Origin of the sequence: Microbacterium sp. P26 (genome assembly GCF_023712585.1) — a bacterium.
Lineage (GTDB): Bacteria > Actinomycetota > Actinomycetes > Actinomycetales > Microbacteriaceae > Microbacterium > Microbacterium algihabitans_A.
The window spans coordinates 190403-209397 of the sequence record NZ_JAMAXZ010000004.1; the positions used below are offsets into that span (position 1 = coordinate 190403).

Sequence of the window (18995 nt, forward strand, 5' to 3'; positions counted from 1 at the left end):
GAAGTGCCTCCGGGCGCCTGCGATATCGTCGACCAGAACTCGCGGGAAAGGCACGGTCGTCGATGGCGGTCAAGATCAAAGACGTCGCAGCCCACGCCGGCGTCTCGGTGGGCACCGTGTCGAACGTGCTCAACGGACGCGAGACGGTCTCGCCCGCCGCGGTCGAACGGGTGCGCGCGGCGATCGACGAGCTCGGCTACGTACGCAACGACGCCGCGCGCCAACTGCGCGCCGGGCGCAGCCGCAGCATCGCCCTCATCGTTCTCGACGTCGGCAACCCCTTCTTCGCCGCCGTCGCCCGCGGCGCCGAGGCCCGCGCCGCCGAAGACGGCTACGTCGTGCTGCTCGGCTCCAGCGGAGGCGACGCCGACCACGAGCGCCTCTACCTCGACCAGTTCCGCGAGCAGCGCGTCGTGGGGGTCCTGCTCACCCCGGCCGTTCCCGAGGGCGACGTCGTGCAGCACCTCTCGAGCGCGGGCGTTCCGCTCGTGCTGGTGGACGAGCAGACCGAGTCGGATGCCGCGTGCACGGTCTCGGTCGACGACGTCGAGGGCGGCCACCTGGCCGTCGCCCACCTGCTGGCCCAGGGGCGCCGCCGCATCGCTGTGGTCGCCGGCCCCTTGACCACCCGTCAGGTGGCCGACCGCCTCGAGGGTGCGCGCCGCGCCGTCGCCGAGGTCGACGGGGCGAGCCTCGAGGTCATCGAGACCGATGCGATGACGGTGCTGGCCGGCCGCGCCGCCGGCGAGGCGCTGCGCGAGCGCGACGATCGCCCCGACGCGGTCTTCGCCGCCAACGACCTGCTCGCCGTCGGCCTGCTGCAGGCGCTGACGATGCTCGGCGGCATCCGCGTTCCCGACGACATCGCGCTCGTCGGCTACGACGACATCGACTTCGCCGCGGCCACGGTGGTGCCCCTCACCTCCATCCGCCAGCCCGCCGAAGAGCTGGGCGCCACGGCCGTCGACCTGCTGCTGCGCCAGCTCGACGGTGAGCTCGACCCGGCCGAGCGGCAGGTGCGCTTCCGCCCCGAGCTCGTGGTGCGGGCCTCGAGCGGCTGACCCATCCCAACCGTCGGGCCTGGCTCCTCCTGCGAGGGGCCGGAGGGTTTCGGGGATCCCGCGCAGTCCGCGCATCCTCCGCCGCCCGAATCGCCTCCGCTCGCGTCGCGCGCCCCCTGCGCAGGGCTCCCCCCGCGGTCCGCCCTCCTCAGGGGTGTCGGGACAGACCCTCCCTCCGCGCACGGCCGGAGCGTACCGTCGACCCCGACACGACTCCGCCGGGGCGCATGCGTTCCCGGTTTCGACAGGATGCCGCGGCGGCGGCGCGAGAGGAATGACGCGATGCACACACGGATGTTGGGACAGGGGCTCGAGGTGTCGGCGGTCGGGCTCGGCTGCATGGGGATGTCGCAGTCGTACGGCCCGAACCCGGGCGACCGCCAGGACATGATCGCCGTGCTGCGCTCGGCCCTCGATGCGGGAGTCACCTTCTTCGACACCGCGGAGGTCTACGGCCCGTACGACAACGAGGAACTGGTCGGCGAGGCGCTCGAGCCCCTCCGCGACCAGGTCGTCATCGCGACCAAGTTCGGGTGGGACATCCGTGACGGCGCGATGGCCGGACTCGACAGTCGACCCGAGCAGATCCGCCGCGTCGCCGACGCGTCGCTGAAGCGCCTGCGGACCGACGTGATCGACCTCTTCTACCAGCACCGCGTCGACCCCGACGTGCCGATCGAAGACGTGGCGGGAACCGTGGGCGAGCTCGTCGCCGCGGGCAAGGTGCGCCACTTCGGGCTCTCGGAGGCGTCGGCGGCCACCGTCCGCGCCGCCCACGCGACCTTCCCCGTGACGGCACTGCAGAGCGAGTACTCGCTGTGGACCCGCGATCCCGAGGCGGAGATCTTGCCCACCCTCGCGGAGCTCGGTATCGGGTTCGTGCCCTTCAGCCCCCTCGGCAAAGGCTTCCTCACCGGCACCGTCGACGCCTCGACCAGCTTCGGCGAGGGCGACATCCGCACGCGCGTCCCCCGCTTCGAGGCCGACAATCTCGCCGCGAACCAGGCGCTCGTCGCGCACGTGCGCGAGCTCGCCGAGCGCATGGGCTGCACACCGGGGCAGATCGCACTCGCCTGGCTGCTCGCCCAGGGTCCGCGCATCGTCCCCATCCCCGGCACCCGGCGCACGGAGCGGATCGTCGAGAACGCGGGGTCGACCGAGGTGGCCCTCTCCGCCGACGAGAAGGCCGACCTCGACGGTCTCGCCCGCCGCATCGGTGTGCACGGCGACCGCTACAACGCGCAGCACATGGGGTTCGTGAACCGCTGAGGCACACGCGCGAGGCCCCGACCGTCTCAGTGACGGTCGGGGCCTTTCTGTGGCGATCGATCAGAAGTCGAAGTCGCCGATGTTCTCCTTGGTGAAGACGAACGGGTCGCCGAGCAGCACGGTGGCGTCCGCCCCGACCTCGAAGGTGCCGAGCTTGCCGGCCTCGAACGAGTCGCCTTCCTTGCCGGTGATGGTGCCGTCGATGAGGGCCTTGGTGGCGTAGGCGCTCAGGTAGCCGAGGTCGGCCGGGTTCCACAGCGCGAACGACGTCATCGTGCCGTCCTGCACGTACTCGCGCAGCTGGTTCGGGGTGCCGAGACCGGTGAGCGCCACCTTGCCCTTGAAGCCGGAGGTCGACAGGTAACGCGCCGCCGCCGTGATACCGACCGTGGTCGGCGAGATGATGCCCTTGAGGTTCGGGTACGTCTGGAGCAGTGCCGCGGTGCGGTCGAACGACGTCTGGTCGTCGTCATCGCCGTAGACGGTGTCGACGAGCTCGATGTTCGGGTGGTTCGCGGTGAGGTCGCTCTTCATGAGCTCGATCCAGGCGTTCTGGTTGGTGGCGTTGGCCGCCGCCGAAAGGATCGCGACCTGACCGGAGTCGCCGATCTGCTCCGCGATCAGATCGACCTGCGCCTTGGCGATGCCCTCGGCGCTCGCCTGGTTGACGAAGAGGTCGCGGCACTTGGCGTCGGTGTCGGAGTCGAAGGTGACGACCTTCACCCCGGCGCTGCGCGCCTCGTCGAGCGCGTCGCAGATGGCCGACGGGTCGTTGGCCGAGATGACCAGGCCGCCCACTCCCTGCTGGGCCGCGGTCTGGATGTACTGCACCTGCGAGGTCGGGGTCGCCTCGCTCGGGCCGACCTGCTCGAAGGTGCCGCCGAACTCGGTGATGGCTTCTTCACCGCCCTTGTTCGAGGTCTCGAAGTAGGGGTTGCCCAGGTTCTTGGGCAGGAAGGTGATGGCGAGGTTGCCGCCGTCGCCGCCGCCGTCGCCGGCGTTTCCTCCGGCACTGCCGCCGGAGCAGCCGGTGGCGACGAGCGTGACCGCCAGGGCCAGGGCGGCGGCTGCGGTGCCGACGCGGGTCTTGCGTGTGAATGCGAACATCGTTGTTTCCTTTCGTTGGACAGACGGTGGGATGCAGGTCAGACGGATGCCGTCGGGGCGACGGAGCGCGCGTTCTTCCTCTTGCCTGCTGCGGCGGCGCGACGGCTCTGCAGCCAGGCGAGAAGGCTGGCGGACACCACCGAGAGCACGAGCAGCAGCCCGGTGATGACGTTGATGATGTCGCTCGTGACTCCGGCGAGACGGAGCGCGCTGCCGAGCGTGCCGATCAGTAGAACGCCCGCGATGACGCCGTGCAGGGCGCCGCGGCCACCGAAGATCGACACTCCGCCCAGCAGCACGGCGGCGATCACCTGGAGCTCCATGCCCATCGCGTTCTCACCGCGGGCGTTGCTGTAGAGCAACGTGAAGTACACGCCCGCGAAGCCCGACATCGCTCCGCTCATCACGAAGAGCACGAACTTGGTGCGGCCGACGTCGATGCCCGAGAACTGCGCCGCCTCTTTGTTCAGGCCGATCGCGTACAGCGAGCGCCCGAAGGGTGTGAGGTGCAGCAGCACCGCGAAGACGATCGCCAGCACCGCGAACGGGATCATGATAAGCGGAAGCGGGGTGCCGGGGATGTTGGCCTTCGCCAGATCCGTCCAGGTCTCGGGGAACTCGGTGACGGCCTCGGTGCCGAGCAGACCGACCGCGATGCCGCGGAAGAGCGCGAGCGTACCGATGGTGACGGCGAGCGAGGGCAGGCCGACGACGGTGATGAGGAAGCCGTTCACGGCCCCCGCGACGACGCCGACCACGATCGCCGCGAGACCGGCGAGTTCGAAGGGCCACCCCGCCTGGGTCAGCACGCCGACCGTGACACTCGAGAGGCCCACGATGCTCGCGACCGAGAGGTCGATCTCCTCGGTGATGATGATGAGCGTCATCGGCAGCGCGATCAGCAGGATCGGCGCGATGTCGCGCAGCAGGTAGGTGACCGTCAGGGGGCTGTCGAAGTTGCGGACGGTCGCCAGCGACACGACGATGACGAGCACCAGGATGCCGATGATCGCAGCCTCGCGCGTGAGCACGGCACGGCGCCAGAACGGTCTGGCGTGCGCCCGGTAGGTGCGGGCGCGTTCGTCGACGGTGGTGGAGGTCATCGACCCGTCTCCCTCTCTGCGGTGAGCTTGCGCGACTGGCGGACGGCCAGCACGCGGTCGAGCACGATGGCGCCGAGGATGAGCGCACCGACCACCGCCCGCTGCCAGAAGTCGTCGATGCCGAGGATCGGCAGGGCGCGGTTGATGGTCAGCAGCAGGTAGGCGCCGATGGCCGCGCCCCAGACCGTGCCGACGCCGCCCGAGATGGCGACGCCGCCGATGACGGCCGCACCGATCGCCTGCAGCTCCCAGCCGAAGCCGGCGTTCGAGGCGACGGTGCCGTAACGGGCGGCGTACAGCACGCCGGCCAGGCCCGCGAGGGCGCCGCTCGTGACGAAGGCGCCGATGATGCGGCGGTTGACCTTGAGGCCGTAGAGGTGGGCCGCGGCCGGGTCGGAGCCGATCGCGTAGAGCTCTCGTCCGCTGCGGAGGTTGCGCAGATACCAGGCGGCCGCGATGAGCACGACGACGGCCAGGATCGTCAGCAGCGGGATGCCGAGCACCTGGCCCGTGCCGAGGTCGCGGAAGCTGCCGGGCAGGTCGGAGGCGTTGACGCGGTTGCTGCCGGCCCACGCGACGTTGATACCGCGGTAGATGTACATGGTGCCGAGCGTGATGACGAGGGCGGGCACCTTGGCGTAGGCGACGAGGGCACCGTTGACGAAGCCGAGGATGCCGCCCACCACGATGCCGGCGATGAAGACGACGACGAGGGGAAGACCCGGCACGTCGATGAACAGGCGCCCGGTCAGATAGGCCGTCAGCCCGACGACCGAACCGACCGAGAGGTCGACGTTGCGCGTGATGATGACGATCGCCTGTCCCACGGCGACCAGCAGCAACAGCGATGGCGTGAGCAGCAGATCGCGGAAGCCGTCGGACGAGAACAGGAACGTCGGGTTGTTCAGCGTCGCGACGACGATGATCAGCACCAGGGCGAGCACGATGCCGCTCTCGCGCGCCGTGGCGACGTGCGAGACGAGCTTCGCGGCGGGGCTGGTGCCCGGGCGAACGGGGGTGGCGGTGCTCATCGGGAGCCCTCCGCTTCAGGGGTGGTCGGGGTGGACAGCGGGCGTGCGGCGATCACAACGACGCCCCCGCTTCGGCGGTCGCGGCGTACATGACGGCCTCGGGAGTGGCATCCGCTCGTGCGAACTCTCCGGTGAGCCGGCCCTCACGCATGACGAGCACGCGGTCGGCCATGCCGAGAACCTCGGGCAGCTCGCTCGAGATCATGAGGATCGCGAGACCCTGCTGGGCGAGCTCCGACAGCAGACGGTGCACCTCGGACTTCGTTCCCACGTCGATGCCTCGGGTGGGCTCATCGACGATGAGCACCTTGGGCTCGGTGGCCAGCCACTTGCCGATGACGACCTTCTGCTGGTTGCCGCCGCTGAGGGTGCCGGTCGTGGCGTCGAGCGCCGCCGTCTTGACCTCGAGGCGGCTCGCCCATTCGCGCGCGGCGCGGTTCTCGTCGGCCGAGCGCAACAGGCCCCAGCGCGAGAGCTTGGAGCGGATGGCGAGGGTGATGTTGCGCGAGACGCCCTCGTCGAGCACGAGTCCCTGCTTGCGCCGGTCTTCGGGGACGAGGGCGAGACCGCGCGCGGTCGCCCGGCGCACGTCGCCCTTCGGCAGCGCGGCCCCGTTCAGCCGAACGGTGCCCGTCTCGTAGGGGTCGACACCGAAGATCGCGCGGGCGACCTCGCTGCGTCCCGCCCCGACGAGTCCGGCCAGGCCGACGATCTCGCCCGCGCGGAGCGAGAACGACACGTCGCGGAACACGCCCTTGCGCGTGAGGCCTTCGACCTCGAGCACCACGTCTCCGGGCGTCGAGGGGAGCTTGGGGAACAGTTCGGTGACGTCGCGGCCGACCATCTGCCGCACGAGATCGTCGACGGTGGTGTCGGCCAGCGGCGTGGTGTGCACGTAGGCGCCGTCGCGCATCACGGTGACGGTGTCGCACAGGGCGAAGACTTCGTCGAAGCGGTGCGAGATGAACAGCAGCGCACGGCCCTCGTCGCGCAGGCTCCGTGCCACCGCGAACAGACGCTCCACCTCGACGCCGCTGAGCGCCGCGGTCGGCTCGTCCATGATCAGCACGCGGGCGTCGAGCGAGATGGCCTTGGCGATCTCGATGATCTGCTGGTCGGCGATCGACAGGCCCTCGGTGACCCGATCGGGGTCGAGCGCGACGCCGAGACGCTGGAAGATCTGCGTCGCCTCCTCGCGCATGGCCGCACGGTCGATGCGTCCGAGACGACCGGTGGGCTGACGCCCCATGAAGATGTTCTCGGTCACCGACAGGTCGGGGAAGAGGGTGGGCTCCTGGTAGATGACGGCGATGCCCGCGGCCTTGGACTGCGCCGTGCTGGCGAAGTCGACGCTCTCGCCGTCGAGCAGGAAGTCGCCGTCATCGCGGCGGTACAGGCCCGCGATGATCTTGACGAGCGTGGACTTTCCCGCGCCGTTCTCGCCGATCAGCGCGTGGATCGAGCCGCGGCCGAGCACGAGGCTCCCCGAACGGAGGGCGACCACCGGGCCGAACGACTTCATCACGCGCCGGAGTTCGAGGGCGTGATCGGGCGTGGCGGGTGTCGCGGCCGTCGCGTCAGCCATGCTGCCTCCTCGTTGAGGGTGGAGCCGGTTGCCCGGCGGAATCTGAATCGTTTCAGATCGGATGCCAGTCACTGTAGGGTGAGGCCGACGACGCGGTCAAGTCAGGATCGTGTCGAGACCGGATCGTGACGAGAGGAGCCACTGTGACGGTGAGCATCCGCGACGTCGCGACCCTCGCCGGAGTCTCGGTGGGCACGGTGTCGAACGTGCTGAACAGACCGGATGCCGTGTCCGCGGCATCCGTGGAGCGCGTGAACTCCGCGATCGAAACCCTCGGATACGTGCGCAACGACGCCGCCCGACAGCTTCGCGCCGGCGTCAGCACGACGGTCGGTTTCGTCGCCCTCGACGGGCGCAACCCCTTCTTCGCCGACGTCGTCGCCGGTGCCGAGAACGAGGCCACCAGCCGGGGACTCGCCCTTCTGCACGGCAACAGCGACGAGGACGCCGCGCGCGAGTCGCTGTACATCGACCTGTTCGAGCAGCAGATGGTGCGCGGTCTGCTGATCGCCCCGTTCGGCGACGTCACCGCGAGGTTGAAGCGCCTCCGCGCCCGCGGCATCCCGTCGGTGCTCATCGACAGGTTCTCGGGCGACGGGTCGGTCTCGTCGGTGTCGGTCGACAGCGTCGCCGGGGGGCGCCTCGCCGCCGAGCACCTGCTCGAGCGCGGACGTCGACGCATCGCCTTCGTCGGCGGAGGGTTCGACATCCGCCAGGTCACCGACCGCCTCGCCGGCGCGCGCAGCGCGGTCGACAACAGCGAGCACGCCGGCACGCTCGAAGTGGTCCCCACCCACGCGATGACCGTGGACGAGGGCGTGTCGGCGGGGCGCCGACTGCTCGAGCGAGAGCGTCGCGATCGCCCCGACGCGGTGTTCGCCGCGAACGACCTGCTCGCCCTCGGCCTGCTGCAGAGCCTGGTCGTCGACGGTCGCATGCTCGTGCCGCACGAGATCGCGGTCGTGGGTTTCGACGACATCTCGTTCGCCGCGGCGGCCGCCGTGCCCCTGACATCCGTCCGTCAGCCGAGCGCCCTCATCGGCGGTACTGCCATGAGGATCCTGCTCGACGAAGCCCTCGACCCCGACCGCCCGACGCGTCAGACGGTCTTCTCGCCGCAGCTCGTCGCGCGGGCGTCGACGAGCGGCTGAGCATCGACGAGAGCCCTTGTTTTGAAACGATTCAGGGTGCCGATCTGAGGGAAAGACCGGCGGGCACCGCGTGCGGCACCCACCGGTCGAACGTCAGTGGGCCGGCATCCCCTCGGCGCCGTTGACCTGCTTCGCGGTCCGCACGAACGCCGCGAGCACGATCACCGCGAGTGACAGGCACGCCGCGACGAAGAAGGCGGTGTGGATGCCGGAGGCCGTGGCATCCACCATCGACGCGCCCTCGTTCGCCACCGCTCCCGCGGCCCCGACCGTCATGAGCGTCACGAACACCGCGGTGCCGATCGCCCCCGCGAGTTGCTGGACGGTCGAGACGATCGCGGAGCCGTGCGGGTACAGCGCCGGCGGGAGGGATCCGAGGGCGGAGGTCATGAGCGGCGTGAACATGAACGCCAGGCCCAGACTCAGCACGCAGTGCACCGCGATGACGAACCCGATGGGCGTCGTCGGCGAGAGCGTGGCGAAGCCCCAGAGGGCGACGCTGGCGACGACGGCGCCCGGGAGCACCAGCGGGCGCGCCCCGAAGCGGTCGAACAGGTTGCCGACGAGGGGGGCCATGAGACCCATCAGCAGACCACCCGGCAGGAGCATGAGCCCGGTGGGGAGGGTGCCGAGTCCCAGCACGTTCTGCAGGTAGAGCGGCAGCAGGATGAGCACGCCGAACAAGGTCGTCATCGCCACGACGACGAGGATCACCGCGACGGTGAAGCTCGAGTGCCGGAACACCCCGAGGTTCAGCAGTACGCGCTCGGTCGAGCCCAGGCGCACCTGCCGCACGACGAAGGCGCCCAGGGCGACCGCGCCGACGACGAGCGGGATCCACACCGGCACGAGCGCGTGCCCGCCGGCCGCCTCGCCGATGCTCGAGAGCCCGAAGATGAGACCGCCGAAGGCGAGCGCCGACAGCACGACCGACAGGACGTCGAGGCTCACGCGACGCGTCTCGGTGAGGTTCTGCACCCAGCGGGCACCCAGGGCGATCGCGACGAGGGCGATCGGGATCATCACGATGAACATCGCCCGCCAGGGGAAGACCGACAGGATCAGGCCCGATACGGTCGGACCGACGGCGGGCGCCACCGAGATGACGATGGAGATGAGTCCCATCATGCGTCCGCGGCGGTTCGCCGGGACCACGTTCAGCACCGTGGTGAACAGCAGCGGGATCATGATCGCGGTGCCCGAGGCCTGCACGATGCGCCCGATCAGCAGCACGCCGAAGCCCGGGGCGACGGCGGCGATGAGCGTGCCGACGGTGAACAGCCCCATCGCGGCGAAGAACAGTCCGCGCAGCGGGAAGCGCTGGATCAGGAAGCCGGTGGTGGGGATGACGACGGCCATCGTCAGCAGGAACGCGGTGGTGAGCCACTGCGCGGTGGCGGCGGCGATGTCGAGCTCGCGCATGAGCTCGGGCAGGGCGACGCCCATGATCGTCTCGTTGAGGATCACGACGAAGGCGGCGACCACGAGCAGGGCGATGACCGCCCCGGGGCGCGTGGCAGGCCGTGACGACGGGGCGGCGGTGGGGACTGTTCCGGTGGAGACCATAGGACGACCAATCTGAGCAGGTGGGGCCATGTTGGCAGTCACTGCCAACTAGACATCGACTACTGTATCGGATATGACCGCCCCGGATGCACCCGTCGAGGCACTCCGCGACCGCCGACGCCGCGAGACGTCGATCGAGATCTGCGCCGCCGCCCTCGACCTCTTCGAAGCCAAGGGCGTGCACGGCACCACGGTCGACGAGATCGCCGCGCGCGCCGGGGTCTCACCCCGCACGTTCTTCCGGCTCGCGGGCACCAAGGAAGACGCGGTGTTCATCGACGACGGGCGCTTCGCCGACGCTCTGTCCGGGGTCGCCGACGTGGGCGACGACATCCGCGCACTCCTCTCAGCGCTTCGCGGGGTGTTCGCCCGCGAGTTGGAGCTTCTCGACGCCGACGCGCAGGCGCGCGAGCGCTACCTGCGGGTGCGCCGCCTCATCGCCCACGAGCCCTCGCTTCTCGGCGCCGCCGTGCGCCGCGAGGTCACCTCGGCCGACCGCTTCGTTCCCGAGCTCGCCGAGCGCATCGGCCTCGTCGATTTCGACGTCCGCACGGCGTTGGGGATCGCGGGGCTCGAGATGCGCACCACCCTCGACGAGTGGGCGCGCTTGCACGACCAGGGACAGACGCGATCGCTGGTCGACCTGCACCGCGACGTGGAGCGCAGGCTCACCCGCGCCGCCGGGGCCTGAGCTCAGGTCTCGCGCGTGATCGTGACCTTCACCTTGAGGTTGCTCTTGCCGGGGCCTGCGTACACCCCGCGCAGCGGCGGCACGTCGTTGTAGTCGCGACCGCGGCCGACGAGCACGTGGCGATCGCCGATCTCGATGTTGTTCGTCGGGTCGAAGCCCTGCCAGTCGCCCGCGAACCACTCCACCCACGCGTGCGACTCGCCGGTGACGGCTTCGCCCACCTCGGCGGAGGGCTTCGGGTGCAGATACCCCGACACGTAGCGCGCCGGGATGCCGACCTCGCGCAGCGCACCGATCGCGATGTGCGCGATGTCCTGACACACGCCCTTGCGGGCCTCCCACGCGTCGATGGCCGTGGAGGTCACGCCCGTGACGCCCTGCATGTAGTCGATCGCGTCGCCGATCGCCTCGGCGATCGCGTGGGCGGCGGGACCCGGGCGATCGTGCTGCGCCGCGATCGAACGGGCGAGCTCGGCCACCTCGGGGTGCGGCATGGTGCGTCGCGTCTGCGTCAACTGCTCGACCGTCGAGATCGACCGCCCCGCCTCGGCGGCCAGCTGCTCCCAGGTGATGTCGGCGTGCTCGATCGGTCGCGGGCGCACCTCGATGAGCGAGCGCGCCGTGATCGTCAGCGACGAGTGCGGCGACAGCACGTCGAACGCCGCAACGCGCGTGCCGAAGTAGTCGACGTACTGGTTGACCGAGGTCGAGGGCTCGATGTCGAGCGACGAGCTCAGCACGAACTGACTGTCGGTCGAGTGCGGCAGCATGCGCGCCTCGTTGTACGACGCGACGACGTCGCCCGGGTAGACGAACCCGGTCTGGTGCTCGATGCGCAGGCGTTTCATCCCCGACCCCTCGAAGTGCTCAGTGTGCCGACGGCCATGGCATCCGTCATGAGATCTCCCCGATCCACGACGGCTCGGCCTGCGTGGGGAAGAAGCGCGAACGGATCGCCTCCGACGCCTCGCGCGTGACCGTCTGCACGCGCTGCATGTGCTCGGGGAGCTCGGCGAGGATGTCGCTGATCGGGCGGTACTCCAGATCGTTGCGGATCTGCCCGAGGGCGCGCAGCACCGTGTTGGAGTGACCGACGCGGTCGGCGCGCGGGTCGATAGCGCTCATGCAGTCTTCGGCCCGCTGGATCGAGTAGATGATCGAGCGCGGGAAGAGGCGGTCGAGCAGCAGGAACTCCGCGGCGTTGCGGGCACTCGGCATGCCGCGATAGGTGCGGAGGTACGCCTCGTACGCCCCGCACGAGCGGAGGATCGTCGTCCACGACGGCCCCGACACCTCGGTCAGCGAGCGGGTCGCGAGCAGGCGCGCGGTCATGTCGGTGCGCTCGATGCTGCGACCGAGCGTGAAGAACTGCCAGGCCTCGTCGCGGTTGGTCGAGGAGTCGACGATGCCGATCGCGAGCGCCGCGCGTTCACGGGTCCACTGGAAGAACTCGTGCACCTTGTCGGTCTGCAGGCGTCGCGGCATCCGCGCGTTCGTGGTGTTGAGGATCTCCCACAGCTCCGTCGAGACGATCTCGCGCGCGCGGCGGGCGTTCTCACGCGCGGCGGTGAGCGAGTACGCGATGCTCGAGGGGTTCATGCGGTCGACGGCGAGACGGGCGAGCACGTCGTCGCGACGCACGGCCTCGAGATTCTCGGGCAGGGCCGAGCCCATCACGCTCAGCAGCGATCGACACGCGGTGTCCTCATCGATCCACGGGTCCTCCAGCAGAAGCTGCAGGTGCACGTCGAGGATGCGGGCGGTGCCGTCGCTGCGCTCGATGTAACGGCCGATCCAGAACAGGCTCTCTGCGATACGGCTCAGCATGAGCACCCCTTTCGGTCCCTGAGCCTGTCGAGGGGCCCTGAGCTTGTCGAAGGGTCGGCAATGCGGCTCAGCATCCCGGCACCTCCTCGCCCTGCTCGCGCGCCTGCTGCTGCTGTTCGGCCTGCGGACCGTGCTGCACGCCGGCATCCGCCTGCTGCTGCTGCTCCTGCTGGTCGCGGTCGGGGTGCAGATCGCGCGGTGCCGTGGCCGGCGCCGGCTGACCGTCGTAGATGATCGGGATCGCCTCGGTGACCGCGGCCTGGTCGGCGACGAGACCCGAGACGCCGTTGCCCTGGCCGTACTCGACGTGCGAGGGAGCCGAGCCGCCGACGATCCACGTGTCCTTCGAGCCGCCGCCCTGGCTGGAGTTGACCACGAGCTGGCCCTCCGGAAGAGCCACGCGGGTCAGACCCCCCGGCAGCACCCAGATGTCGTCGCCGTCGTTGACCGCGAAGGGACGCAGGTCGGCGTGACGCGGGCGCATCCCGTCTTCGACGAGCGTCGGGATGGTCGAGAGCATGACCACGGGCTGGGCGATCCAGCCGCGGGGGTCGGCCTTCAGCCGCGTGCGCAGGGCGTCGAGCTCGGCGGGAGACGCGTCGGGACCCACCACAAGCCCCTTGCCGCCCGAGCCGTCGACCGGCTTCACGACCAGCTCGGGCAGGCGGTCGAGCACCTCTTCGAGAGCGCCCGGGTCTTCGAGCCGCCAGGTGTCGACGTTCTTCAGGATCGGCTCCTCGGCGAGGTAGTACCGGATCAGATCGGGCACGTACGTGTAGAGCAGCTTGTCGTCGGCGACGCCGTTGCCCACCGCGTTGGCGATGGTGACGTTGCCCAGGCGCGCGGCGAGCATGAGGCCGGGAGCCCCGAGCATCGAGTCGGCGCGGAACTGCAGCGGGTCGAGGAAGTCGTCGTCGACGCGGCGGTAGATCACGTCGACGCGCTGCGGGCCGCGGGTGGTGCGCATGAACACCTTGCCGCCGACGCTGAGCAGGTCGCGCCCCTCGACGAGCTCGACGCCCATCAGGCGCGCGAGCAGCGTGTGCTCGAAGTAGGCGGAGTTGTAGACACCCGGCGTGAGCACGACGATGTTCGGGTCGTCGATCCCGGGCGGGGCCGAAGCGCGCAGGGCGGCGAGCAACTTGTTGGGGTAGTCGCCGACGGGGCGCACGCGCATCGAGACGAACAACTCGGGCAGCGTCTGCGCCATGACGCGGCGGTTCGAGATGACGTACGAGACGCCCGAGGGCACGCGCACGTTGTCTTCGAGCACACGCATCTCGCCGTGCTCGTCGCGGATGAGGTCGATGCCCGACACCTGGATGCGCACGCCGTTGGCGCTGCGGATGCCGGCGGCCTGACGGTAGAAGTACTGCGACGACGAGATGAGGCCCGCGGGCAGGATGCCGTCGCGCACGCAGTGCTGATTGCCGTAGGCGTCGTCGAGGAACGCCTCGAGCGCGCGCACGCGCTGCTTGACGCCGGCCTCGATGCGCGACCATTCGTCGTACGCGATGACCCGGGGCACAGCGTCGAGGGGGAACGGCCGTTCCTCCCCCGCGAAGTCGAAGGTCACGCCCTGCGCGAGGTACGAGCTCGCGAGCGATTCGGTGCGCCCGCGCAGTTCTTCCTGCGTCATCTGAGCGAGCGCTTGGTACAGCTCCCGGTACGCCTCGCGCGAGGGGGCGGCTTCTCCGGGACTCGCCGGAACGCCGAACATCTCGTCGAACGCCGGGATGCCGGATGCGGTCTTGCGCGGCGCCAGCGTGGAGCCGTAACCATCGAACAGGTCACCCATGCGTCGACCTTACCCAGCGACGTGTTGCGGACACGTTTCCCACCCGCCGCGGCGGCGCCGGGTCCGACGCGTCGCGCATGTCCGAGCCCCGCTGGGGGCCGCGAGGGTGCCGAGACTGCATCTCGCTGACAATCCGGCGTCAGCCTGCAACCACGTTGTCAGCGAGTTGCAGTCTCGGCGGCCCAGCCGCACGGCGCACGGGCCGCACGGCGCACGGGCCGCGCCGAGCGCACGGGCCGCGCGGCTCAGGTGCCGGGGCGCAGCACGACCTTGATGCAGCCGTCTTCCTTCTTCTGGAAGGTCTCGTACAGGCCGGGGGCGTCTTCGAGCGGGGCGTGGTGCGTGACCAGGTCCATGACCCCGAGCGGATCGGCGGGGTCTTCGACGAGCGGGAGCAGATCGTCGATCCAGCGCTTGACGTTGCACTGGCCCATGCGCAGGTTCAGCTGCTTGTCGAACATCGTCTTCATGGGCAGCACGTCGGCCTCACCCGCGTAGACACCGCTGAGCGAGACGGTGCCGCCGCGGCGTACGAGGTCGATCGAGGCGTAGACGGCGGCGAGACGGTCGAGTCCGGCCTTGTCCATGAGCTTCTGCGCGATCGGGTCGGGCAGCAGGCCCACGGCGCTCTGCGCCAGCTTGATCCCGCCGTTTCCGTGCGCCTCCATGCCGACGGCGTCGACCACGGCATCCGCCCCACGACCCTCCGTGAGGTCGAGGAGCTCGTCGACCACCGTGTCGGTGAGGTCGTACGTGAGCACCCCGTGCCGCTCTGCCATGGCGCGACGCTCGGCTTCGGGCTCGATCGCGAGCACGCGGTAGCCGAGGTGCACGCCGATGCGCGCCGCGAACTGCCCGACCGGGCCGAGGCCCATCACGGCGAGCGTTCCCCCCTCGGGCACGTTCGCGTACTGCACGCCCTGCCAGGCGGTGGGCACGATGTCGCTGAGGAAGAGGTAGCGGTCGTCGGGCAGGTCGTCGCCGACGCGGATGTGGTTGTAGTCGGCGAACGGCACACGCAGGTACTCGGCCTGGCCGCCCGGGACCTGGCCGTAAAGCTTGGTGTAGCCGAACAGGGCGGCGCCGCTGCCGTACTCGCGCACCTGCGTCGTCTCGCACTGCGACTGCAGGCCGCGGCGGCACATGAAGCAGTGTCCGCACGAGATGTTGAAGGGGACGACGATGCGGTCGCCGACGGCGAGGGTCGTCACGGCCGAGCCGATCTCGACGACGACGCCCATGGGCTCGTGGCCGAGCACGTCGCCCTTGTCGATGAAGGGCCCGAACAGTTCGTAGAGGTGCAGGTCGGAGCCGCAGATCGCCGTCGAGGTGATCTTCACGATCGCGTCGGTCGGTTCGAGGATCTGCGGGTCGGGGACCTCCTCGACGCTCACGTTGCGCTTGCCCTGCCAGGTCAGTGCCTTCATGGTCGTGCCTTTCGTTCCGGGGGACAGTCAGTCTGCGCTCGCGGCGCCGACGGGCGTGAGGTGGTTGACGAGCCCGGCGTGCAGCCCTAGGCACCCTCCGCGGTGAGCGGGGGCGCGTCGATCCATGCGTGCACGCGACGTAGGAACGCGGCGTATCCGGCGGGCGTGCGTCCGGTGAAGCGCCCCGAGGTCTCGACCTCGTGCTCGTCGCTCGCCCGCACCCGCGCGCCGACCGCCCGCGCGGCGTCGACGAGGGCGACGTCTTCGTGCAGGGCGAGATCGCGGATGCCGCCGACCTCGAGGTACGTGCGGGCCCGGATGCCGAGGTTCGCGCCGTGGACGTTCCCCGCCGGACGACCGCGAGGGTGGGTGGCACGCCAGTACGCCGCGTGGCGATCGCTGAGGTCGGCGAAGTCGGGACGCACGGTGCCCAGCACGACGTCGACACCGGCGTCCATGAGGTCGAGCTGGTGGGTGAGCCACTCGCGGGGCACCGTGGAGTCGGCATCCGTCATCGCGATCCACGTGCGTTCGGGATCCGCATCGAGCGCGGCGAGACCGTGAGCCACGCCGACGCGGCGAGCGGTGCCGACCACCCGCGACGAGATCTCTACCGCCTCGACCGCCCACCGGCGCACCTGCACCGCGGTGGTGTCGGTGCACGCGTCGAGCACGACGACGATTCGCGCGTCGAGATCGGGCTCGCGTTCGCGGGCATGGGCGACCGCGCGGGTGACCGTCGCGAGGCACCGCCCAATCAGCGCCTCCTCGTCGTGCGCGGGGATCGCCACCACCACGGCCCTCACGGCACGAGTCCCGCCTCGACGGCCACCGACCGGGCCCCGGAGCGTCCGTAGACCTCGAGCACGAAGTCGTCTTCCTCGTGTCGCACGAGGCGCACCAGGGTCGGCACCGCGGCGAGCGCGGCGTGCACGCTGTCGCCGGAGCGCGGGTATTCGGCGACCGGATGCCGCCAGTGGCACGCGACCAGATGACCCTGGGGCTCGAGCGCGGCCGCCGCCGCGTGGAGCCCGGCCGCGAGGTCGGCGTCGTTCCAGTAGTAGGCCACCTCCGACAGCACGACGAGGTCGAACGCCCCGTCGGGCCATTCGGCGGGGAGCGAGGCGACGCGCAGCTCGACGTTCGCCCGCCCCTCGAGTCGGCGCGCTGCCCGCTCCAGAGCTGCCGTCGACAGGTCGACGGCCAGCACCCGGTCGCCGCGGTCGGCGAGCTCCCCCGTCAGCGCGCCGGTCGAGCACCCCGCCTCGAACACCGCGCGGTACCGCCGCCGGGGCAGGGCCGCGAGCAGCACCGCCCGCTTGCGCTGCTCGTACCAGCGCGAGTCAAAGCCCCAGGGGTCGTCGTGGCGGGCGTACATGCCGTCGAAGTACTCGGGGCCGACGCTCGCGGCGGCGGGTTCCGGCGCGAAGAAGACCTCCTCGTCGCGGGTGAAGTGGACGTGCATGCGCGCGTGGATCATCGGTTCGTCACCGGGCGCGGCCGACAGGGCCGACAGCTGGCTCTCGTGCGCGCGCAGGGCGCGGGCCTTGGCCTCCCGCGCCGCGTCGTCGAGGGCGAGGCGCTCGGCCCGGGCCCAGGGCACGTCGTCGGGACTCCCCCAGTGCCACAGCCAGATCGGGAAGGCGCGCGAACGCACACCCCGCTGCGCAGAGACCTCTTCGACGACCTCGCCCACGACCCGGTGGTCTCGGTGGCCGTCTCCGCGCCAGGGCGACAGCACCAGCACGCGGTCGTCGCCGGCGCGGTCGAGCTCGTCGTGCAGGGCCGCGGCGATGCCGTCGCGGTGCGCGTCGGTGCCCCCGTCGGGCAGGCCGAGGAACCGCGGCGCGCCCGCGACCCCCACCGCCTCGACCGCCACGGCGACCTCTCGCCGGCGCAGGAGGCCGAGGGTGGCGGGGCTGTGGGTCGGCGAGTCGGGGTGCGAGCCCTCCCCGTCGGTCACGATCACGATCTCGACGCGGATGCCGCGGGCCGTCGCACTCGCGAGCAGACCGGCGGCTCCGAGGCTCTCGTCGTCGGGGTGCGCGGCCACGACGATCACCCGGTCGACGTCGAGGTCGAGAGGCGGTAGGTCGCGCGCGTCGAGCGCGGTCGCCCAGACCGACTCGTCGGTGCCCGGGTCGCGGTGATCGAAGCTCACCATGCGCCGTCTCCCGCCGCGACGTCGGCGCCGATGCGGGCGAGGTCGCGATCCGCATGATGCTGCCGCACGTACACCTGGAGGTCGGCCACGCGTCGGGCGTGCGCCTCGTCGGCGGTGAGGGGCAGCGGACCCAGGGCGTGTGCGGAGCTCGCGATCACCGTCTCGACCGCGTCGGCCACGACGGTGCGCGCGCGGGCTGCGCGCAGGCCCTGCTCCGCCGAGCCGCCCGCCGCGAGGACGCCCGCCGTCTCGACGAGGGCGGCCCGCGCCGCCCACAGCGCGACGTCGGCGCGACCGAGGTGCATCGCGGCCACCTGATCCGCCCTCTCGGACCGCGCGGCGTCGCGCAATGCCTCGCGCAGCGGAACGGCCCCGCCCCACCAGCACGCGGCGACACCGACGCCGCCGTGCGCGAAGCCGGGGCGCCGCAGGTACCACCCGGGGTCGCCGACCGGCACGGCGACGGCGCCGTCGACGTCGATCGGCGCGCTGACGACCTGCGCGAGCCCGCGGGCATGCCAGGGCCCGGGCCGCGCGGTGACCGCGGGGTCGCGCAGGTCGAGGGCGAAGAGTTGTCGGCGGTCGTCGTCGACCCAGGCCGTGACCAGCGCGTGCGAGAGGTGGGCGGCCAGCGAGCACCACGGCTTCGTGCCGTGCAGCGTCCAGGTGCCGCCGTCGTTCCGCGCCTCGAGGCGCATGCCCGCGCCTTCCGCGGCGAAGACCCCCCACGTGGCATCCAGATCCACGGCGATCTCGAGACCGGCGGATGCCGCTTCGTCGAGGATCGACAGCGCGTCGAGGTGCGGCTCGAGCACGCGGGCGGCGGCCACATCGCGCGCCGCGACCGAGGCGAGCAGCTCCCACCGGGCCGCGAGCGTCGTCGGCAGGCGGACTCCGCCCGCCCAGGCGAGCGTCGCCGCGATGTCGCGGCCGAGGGAGGGCGTGGCATCCGCCGCGCGCAGCACCCCTCGGACGCCGTCAATCGCGGCGTCGTCGAGAGAGTCGGAGGAGAAGAGCAGGGGGAACGGGAGGGGGGAACCGTCGGTCACCTCCCGAGCATCGGCGGCACCACGGCGCGTCACCTAGATGCTTGACACGCGCCGCGTTCGTCCGGTGAGTTCGCGGCTCAACCGCGGTGCCGTGACAGGCCGCGGGCGCCGAGACGGCATCTCGCTGACGAACCCGTGTCAGGCTGCAACCCACTTGTCAGCGGGA

At 70.9% G+C, this 18995-nt stretch carries 16 protein-coding genes; 4 read left to right on the plus strand and 12 right to left on the minus strand.

Annotated elements, in window-relative coordinates; all coding sequences use genetic code 11:
• Nucleotides 1-62 precede the first annotated feature (62 nt).
• A complete protein-coding gene (locus M3667_RS10105; RefSeq protein ID WP_251507732.1) occupies nt 63-1061 on the plus strand; it encodes a LacI family DNA-binding transcriptional regulator in 999 nt (332 codons plus the stop codon).
• Nucleotides 1062-1343: 282 nt separating this feature from the next.
• The gene (locus tag M3667_RS10110; RefSeq protein WP_251507733.1) at nt 1344-2330 is read left to right on the plus strand and encodes an aldo/keto reductase; all 987 of its coding nucleotides are present in this window, start codon (nt 1344-1346) and stop codon (nt 2328-2330) included.
• 60 nt (nt 2331-2390) lie between these two features.
• Here the strand turns inward: M3667_RS10110 and rhaS are convergent, their stop codons facing one another.
• Genes rhaS through M3667_RS10130 form a run of 4 tightly spaced genes read right to left on the minus strand, consistent with a single transcriptional unit; the run spans nt 2391 to nt 7156 of the window.
• A complete protein-coding gene (rhaS, locus tag M3667_RS10115; RefSeq protein ID WP_251507734.1) occupies nt 2391-3437 on the minus strand; it encodes a rhamnose ABC transporter substrate-binding protein in 1047 nt (348 codons plus the stop codon).
• Nucleotides 3438-3475: 38 nt separating this feature from the next.
• The gene (locus tag M3667_RS10120) at nt 3476-4540 is read right to left on the minus strand and encodes an ABC transporter permease (RefSeq protein ID WP_251507735.1); all 1065 of its coding nucleotides are present in this window, start codon (nt 4538-4540) and stop codon (nt 3476-3478) included.
• The gene (locus M3667_RS10125; RefSeq protein ID WP_251507736.1) at nt 4537-5571 is read right to left on the minus strand and encodes an ABC transporter permease; all 1035 of its coding nucleotides are present in this window, start codon (nt 5569-5571) and stop codon (nt 4537-4539) included. The genes M3667_RS10120 and M3667_RS10125 overlap by 4 nt, the downstream gene beginning before the upstream one ends.
• A gap of 52 nt (nt 5572-5623) precedes the next feature.
• A complete protein-coding gene (locus M3667_RS10130) occupies nt 5624-7156 on the minus strand; it encodes a sugar ABC transporter ATP-binding protein (protein ID WP_251507737.1) in 1533 nt (510 codons plus the stop codon).
• A 143-nt stretch (nt 7157-7299) separates the two neighbouring features.
• On the opposite strand from M3667_RS10130, the gene M3667_RS10135 reads away from it, so the two are divergent.
• Nucleotides 7300-8307 carry a LacI family DNA-binding transcriptional regulator gene (locus tag M3667_RS10135; protein ID WP_251507738.1) on the plus strand — a complete coding sequence of 336 codons (1008 nt, stop codon included), beginning with the start codon at nt 7300-7302 and terminating at the stop codon, nt 8305-8307.
• Between the two features lie 93 nt (nt 8308-8400).
• Here M3667_RS10135 and M3667_RS10140 read toward each other — a convergent pair whose 3' ends face one another.
• Nucleotides 8401-9873, minus strand: coding sequence for an MDR family MFS transporter (locus tag M3667_RS10140; RefSeq protein WP_251507739.1), 1473 nt, complete (start codon nt 9871-9873; stop codon nt 8401-8403).
• A gap of 73 nt (nt 9874-9946) precedes the next feature.
• Between M3667_RS10140 and M3667_RS10145 the strand changes: the two genes are divergently transcribed.
• Nucleotides 9947-10564 carry a TetR/AcrR family transcriptional regulator gene (locus tag M3667_RS10145; RefSeq protein WP_251507741.1) on the plus strand — a complete coding sequence of 206 codons (618 nt, stop codon included), beginning with the start codon at nt 9947-9949 and terminating at the stop codon, nt 10562-10564.
• A gap of 2 nt (nt 10565-10566) precedes the next feature.
• Here M3667_RS10145 and M3667_RS10150 read toward each other — a convergent pair whose 3' ends face one another.
• From M3667_RS10150 to M3667_RS10180, 7 genes are all read right to left on the minus strand, one after another.
• Complete coding sequence (locus M3667_RS10150; protein WP_251507743.1) at nt 10567-11412, minus strand: transglutaminase family protein; 846 nt, start codon at nt 11410-11412, stop codon at nt 10567-10569.
• A gap of 46 nt (nt 11413-11458) precedes the next feature.
• Complete coding sequence (locus M3667_RS10155; RefSeq protein ID WP_251507745.1) at nt 11459-12391, minus strand: alpha-E domain-containing protein; 933 nt, start codon at nt 12389-12391, stop codon at nt 11459-11461.
• A gap of 67 nt (nt 12392-12458) precedes the next feature.
• A complete protein-coding gene (locus M3667_RS10160; RefSeq protein WP_251507747.1) occupies nt 12459-14189 on the minus strand; it encodes a circularly permuted type 2 ATP-grasp protein in 1731 nt (576 codons plus the stop codon).
• A 245-nt stretch (nt 14190-14434) separates the two neighbouring features.
• The gene (locus M3667_RS10165) at nt 14435-15616 is read right to left on the minus strand and encodes a zinc-dependent alcohol dehydrogenase (RefSeq protein ID WP_251507749.1); all 1182 of its coding nucleotides are present in this window, start codon (nt 15614-15616) and stop codon (nt 14435-14437) included.
• Nucleotides 15617-15702: 86 nt separating this feature from the next.
• Entirely contained in the window at nt 15703-16422 is a 720-nt protein-coding gene (locus tag M3667_RS10170) for a glycosyltransferase (RefSeq protein WP_251507751.1), read from the minus strand.
• Nucleotides 16419-17780, minus strand: a complete 1362-nt coding sequence (locus tag M3667_RS10175; RefSeq protein WP_251507753.1) for a PIG-L family deacetylase — start codon at nt 17778-17780, stop codon at nt 16419-16421. The genes M3667_RS10170 and M3667_RS10175 overlap by 4 nt, the downstream gene beginning before the upstream one ends.
• Complete coding sequence (locus M3667_RS10180; protein ID WP_251507755.1) at nt 17774-18829, minus strand: acyl-CoA dehydrogenase; 1056 nt, start codon at nt 18827-18829, stop codon at nt 17774-17776. Before M3667_RS10180 ends, M3667_RS10175 begins: the two co-directional genes overlap by 7 nt.
• Between the last annotated feature and the right edge of the window lie 166 nt (nt 18830-18995).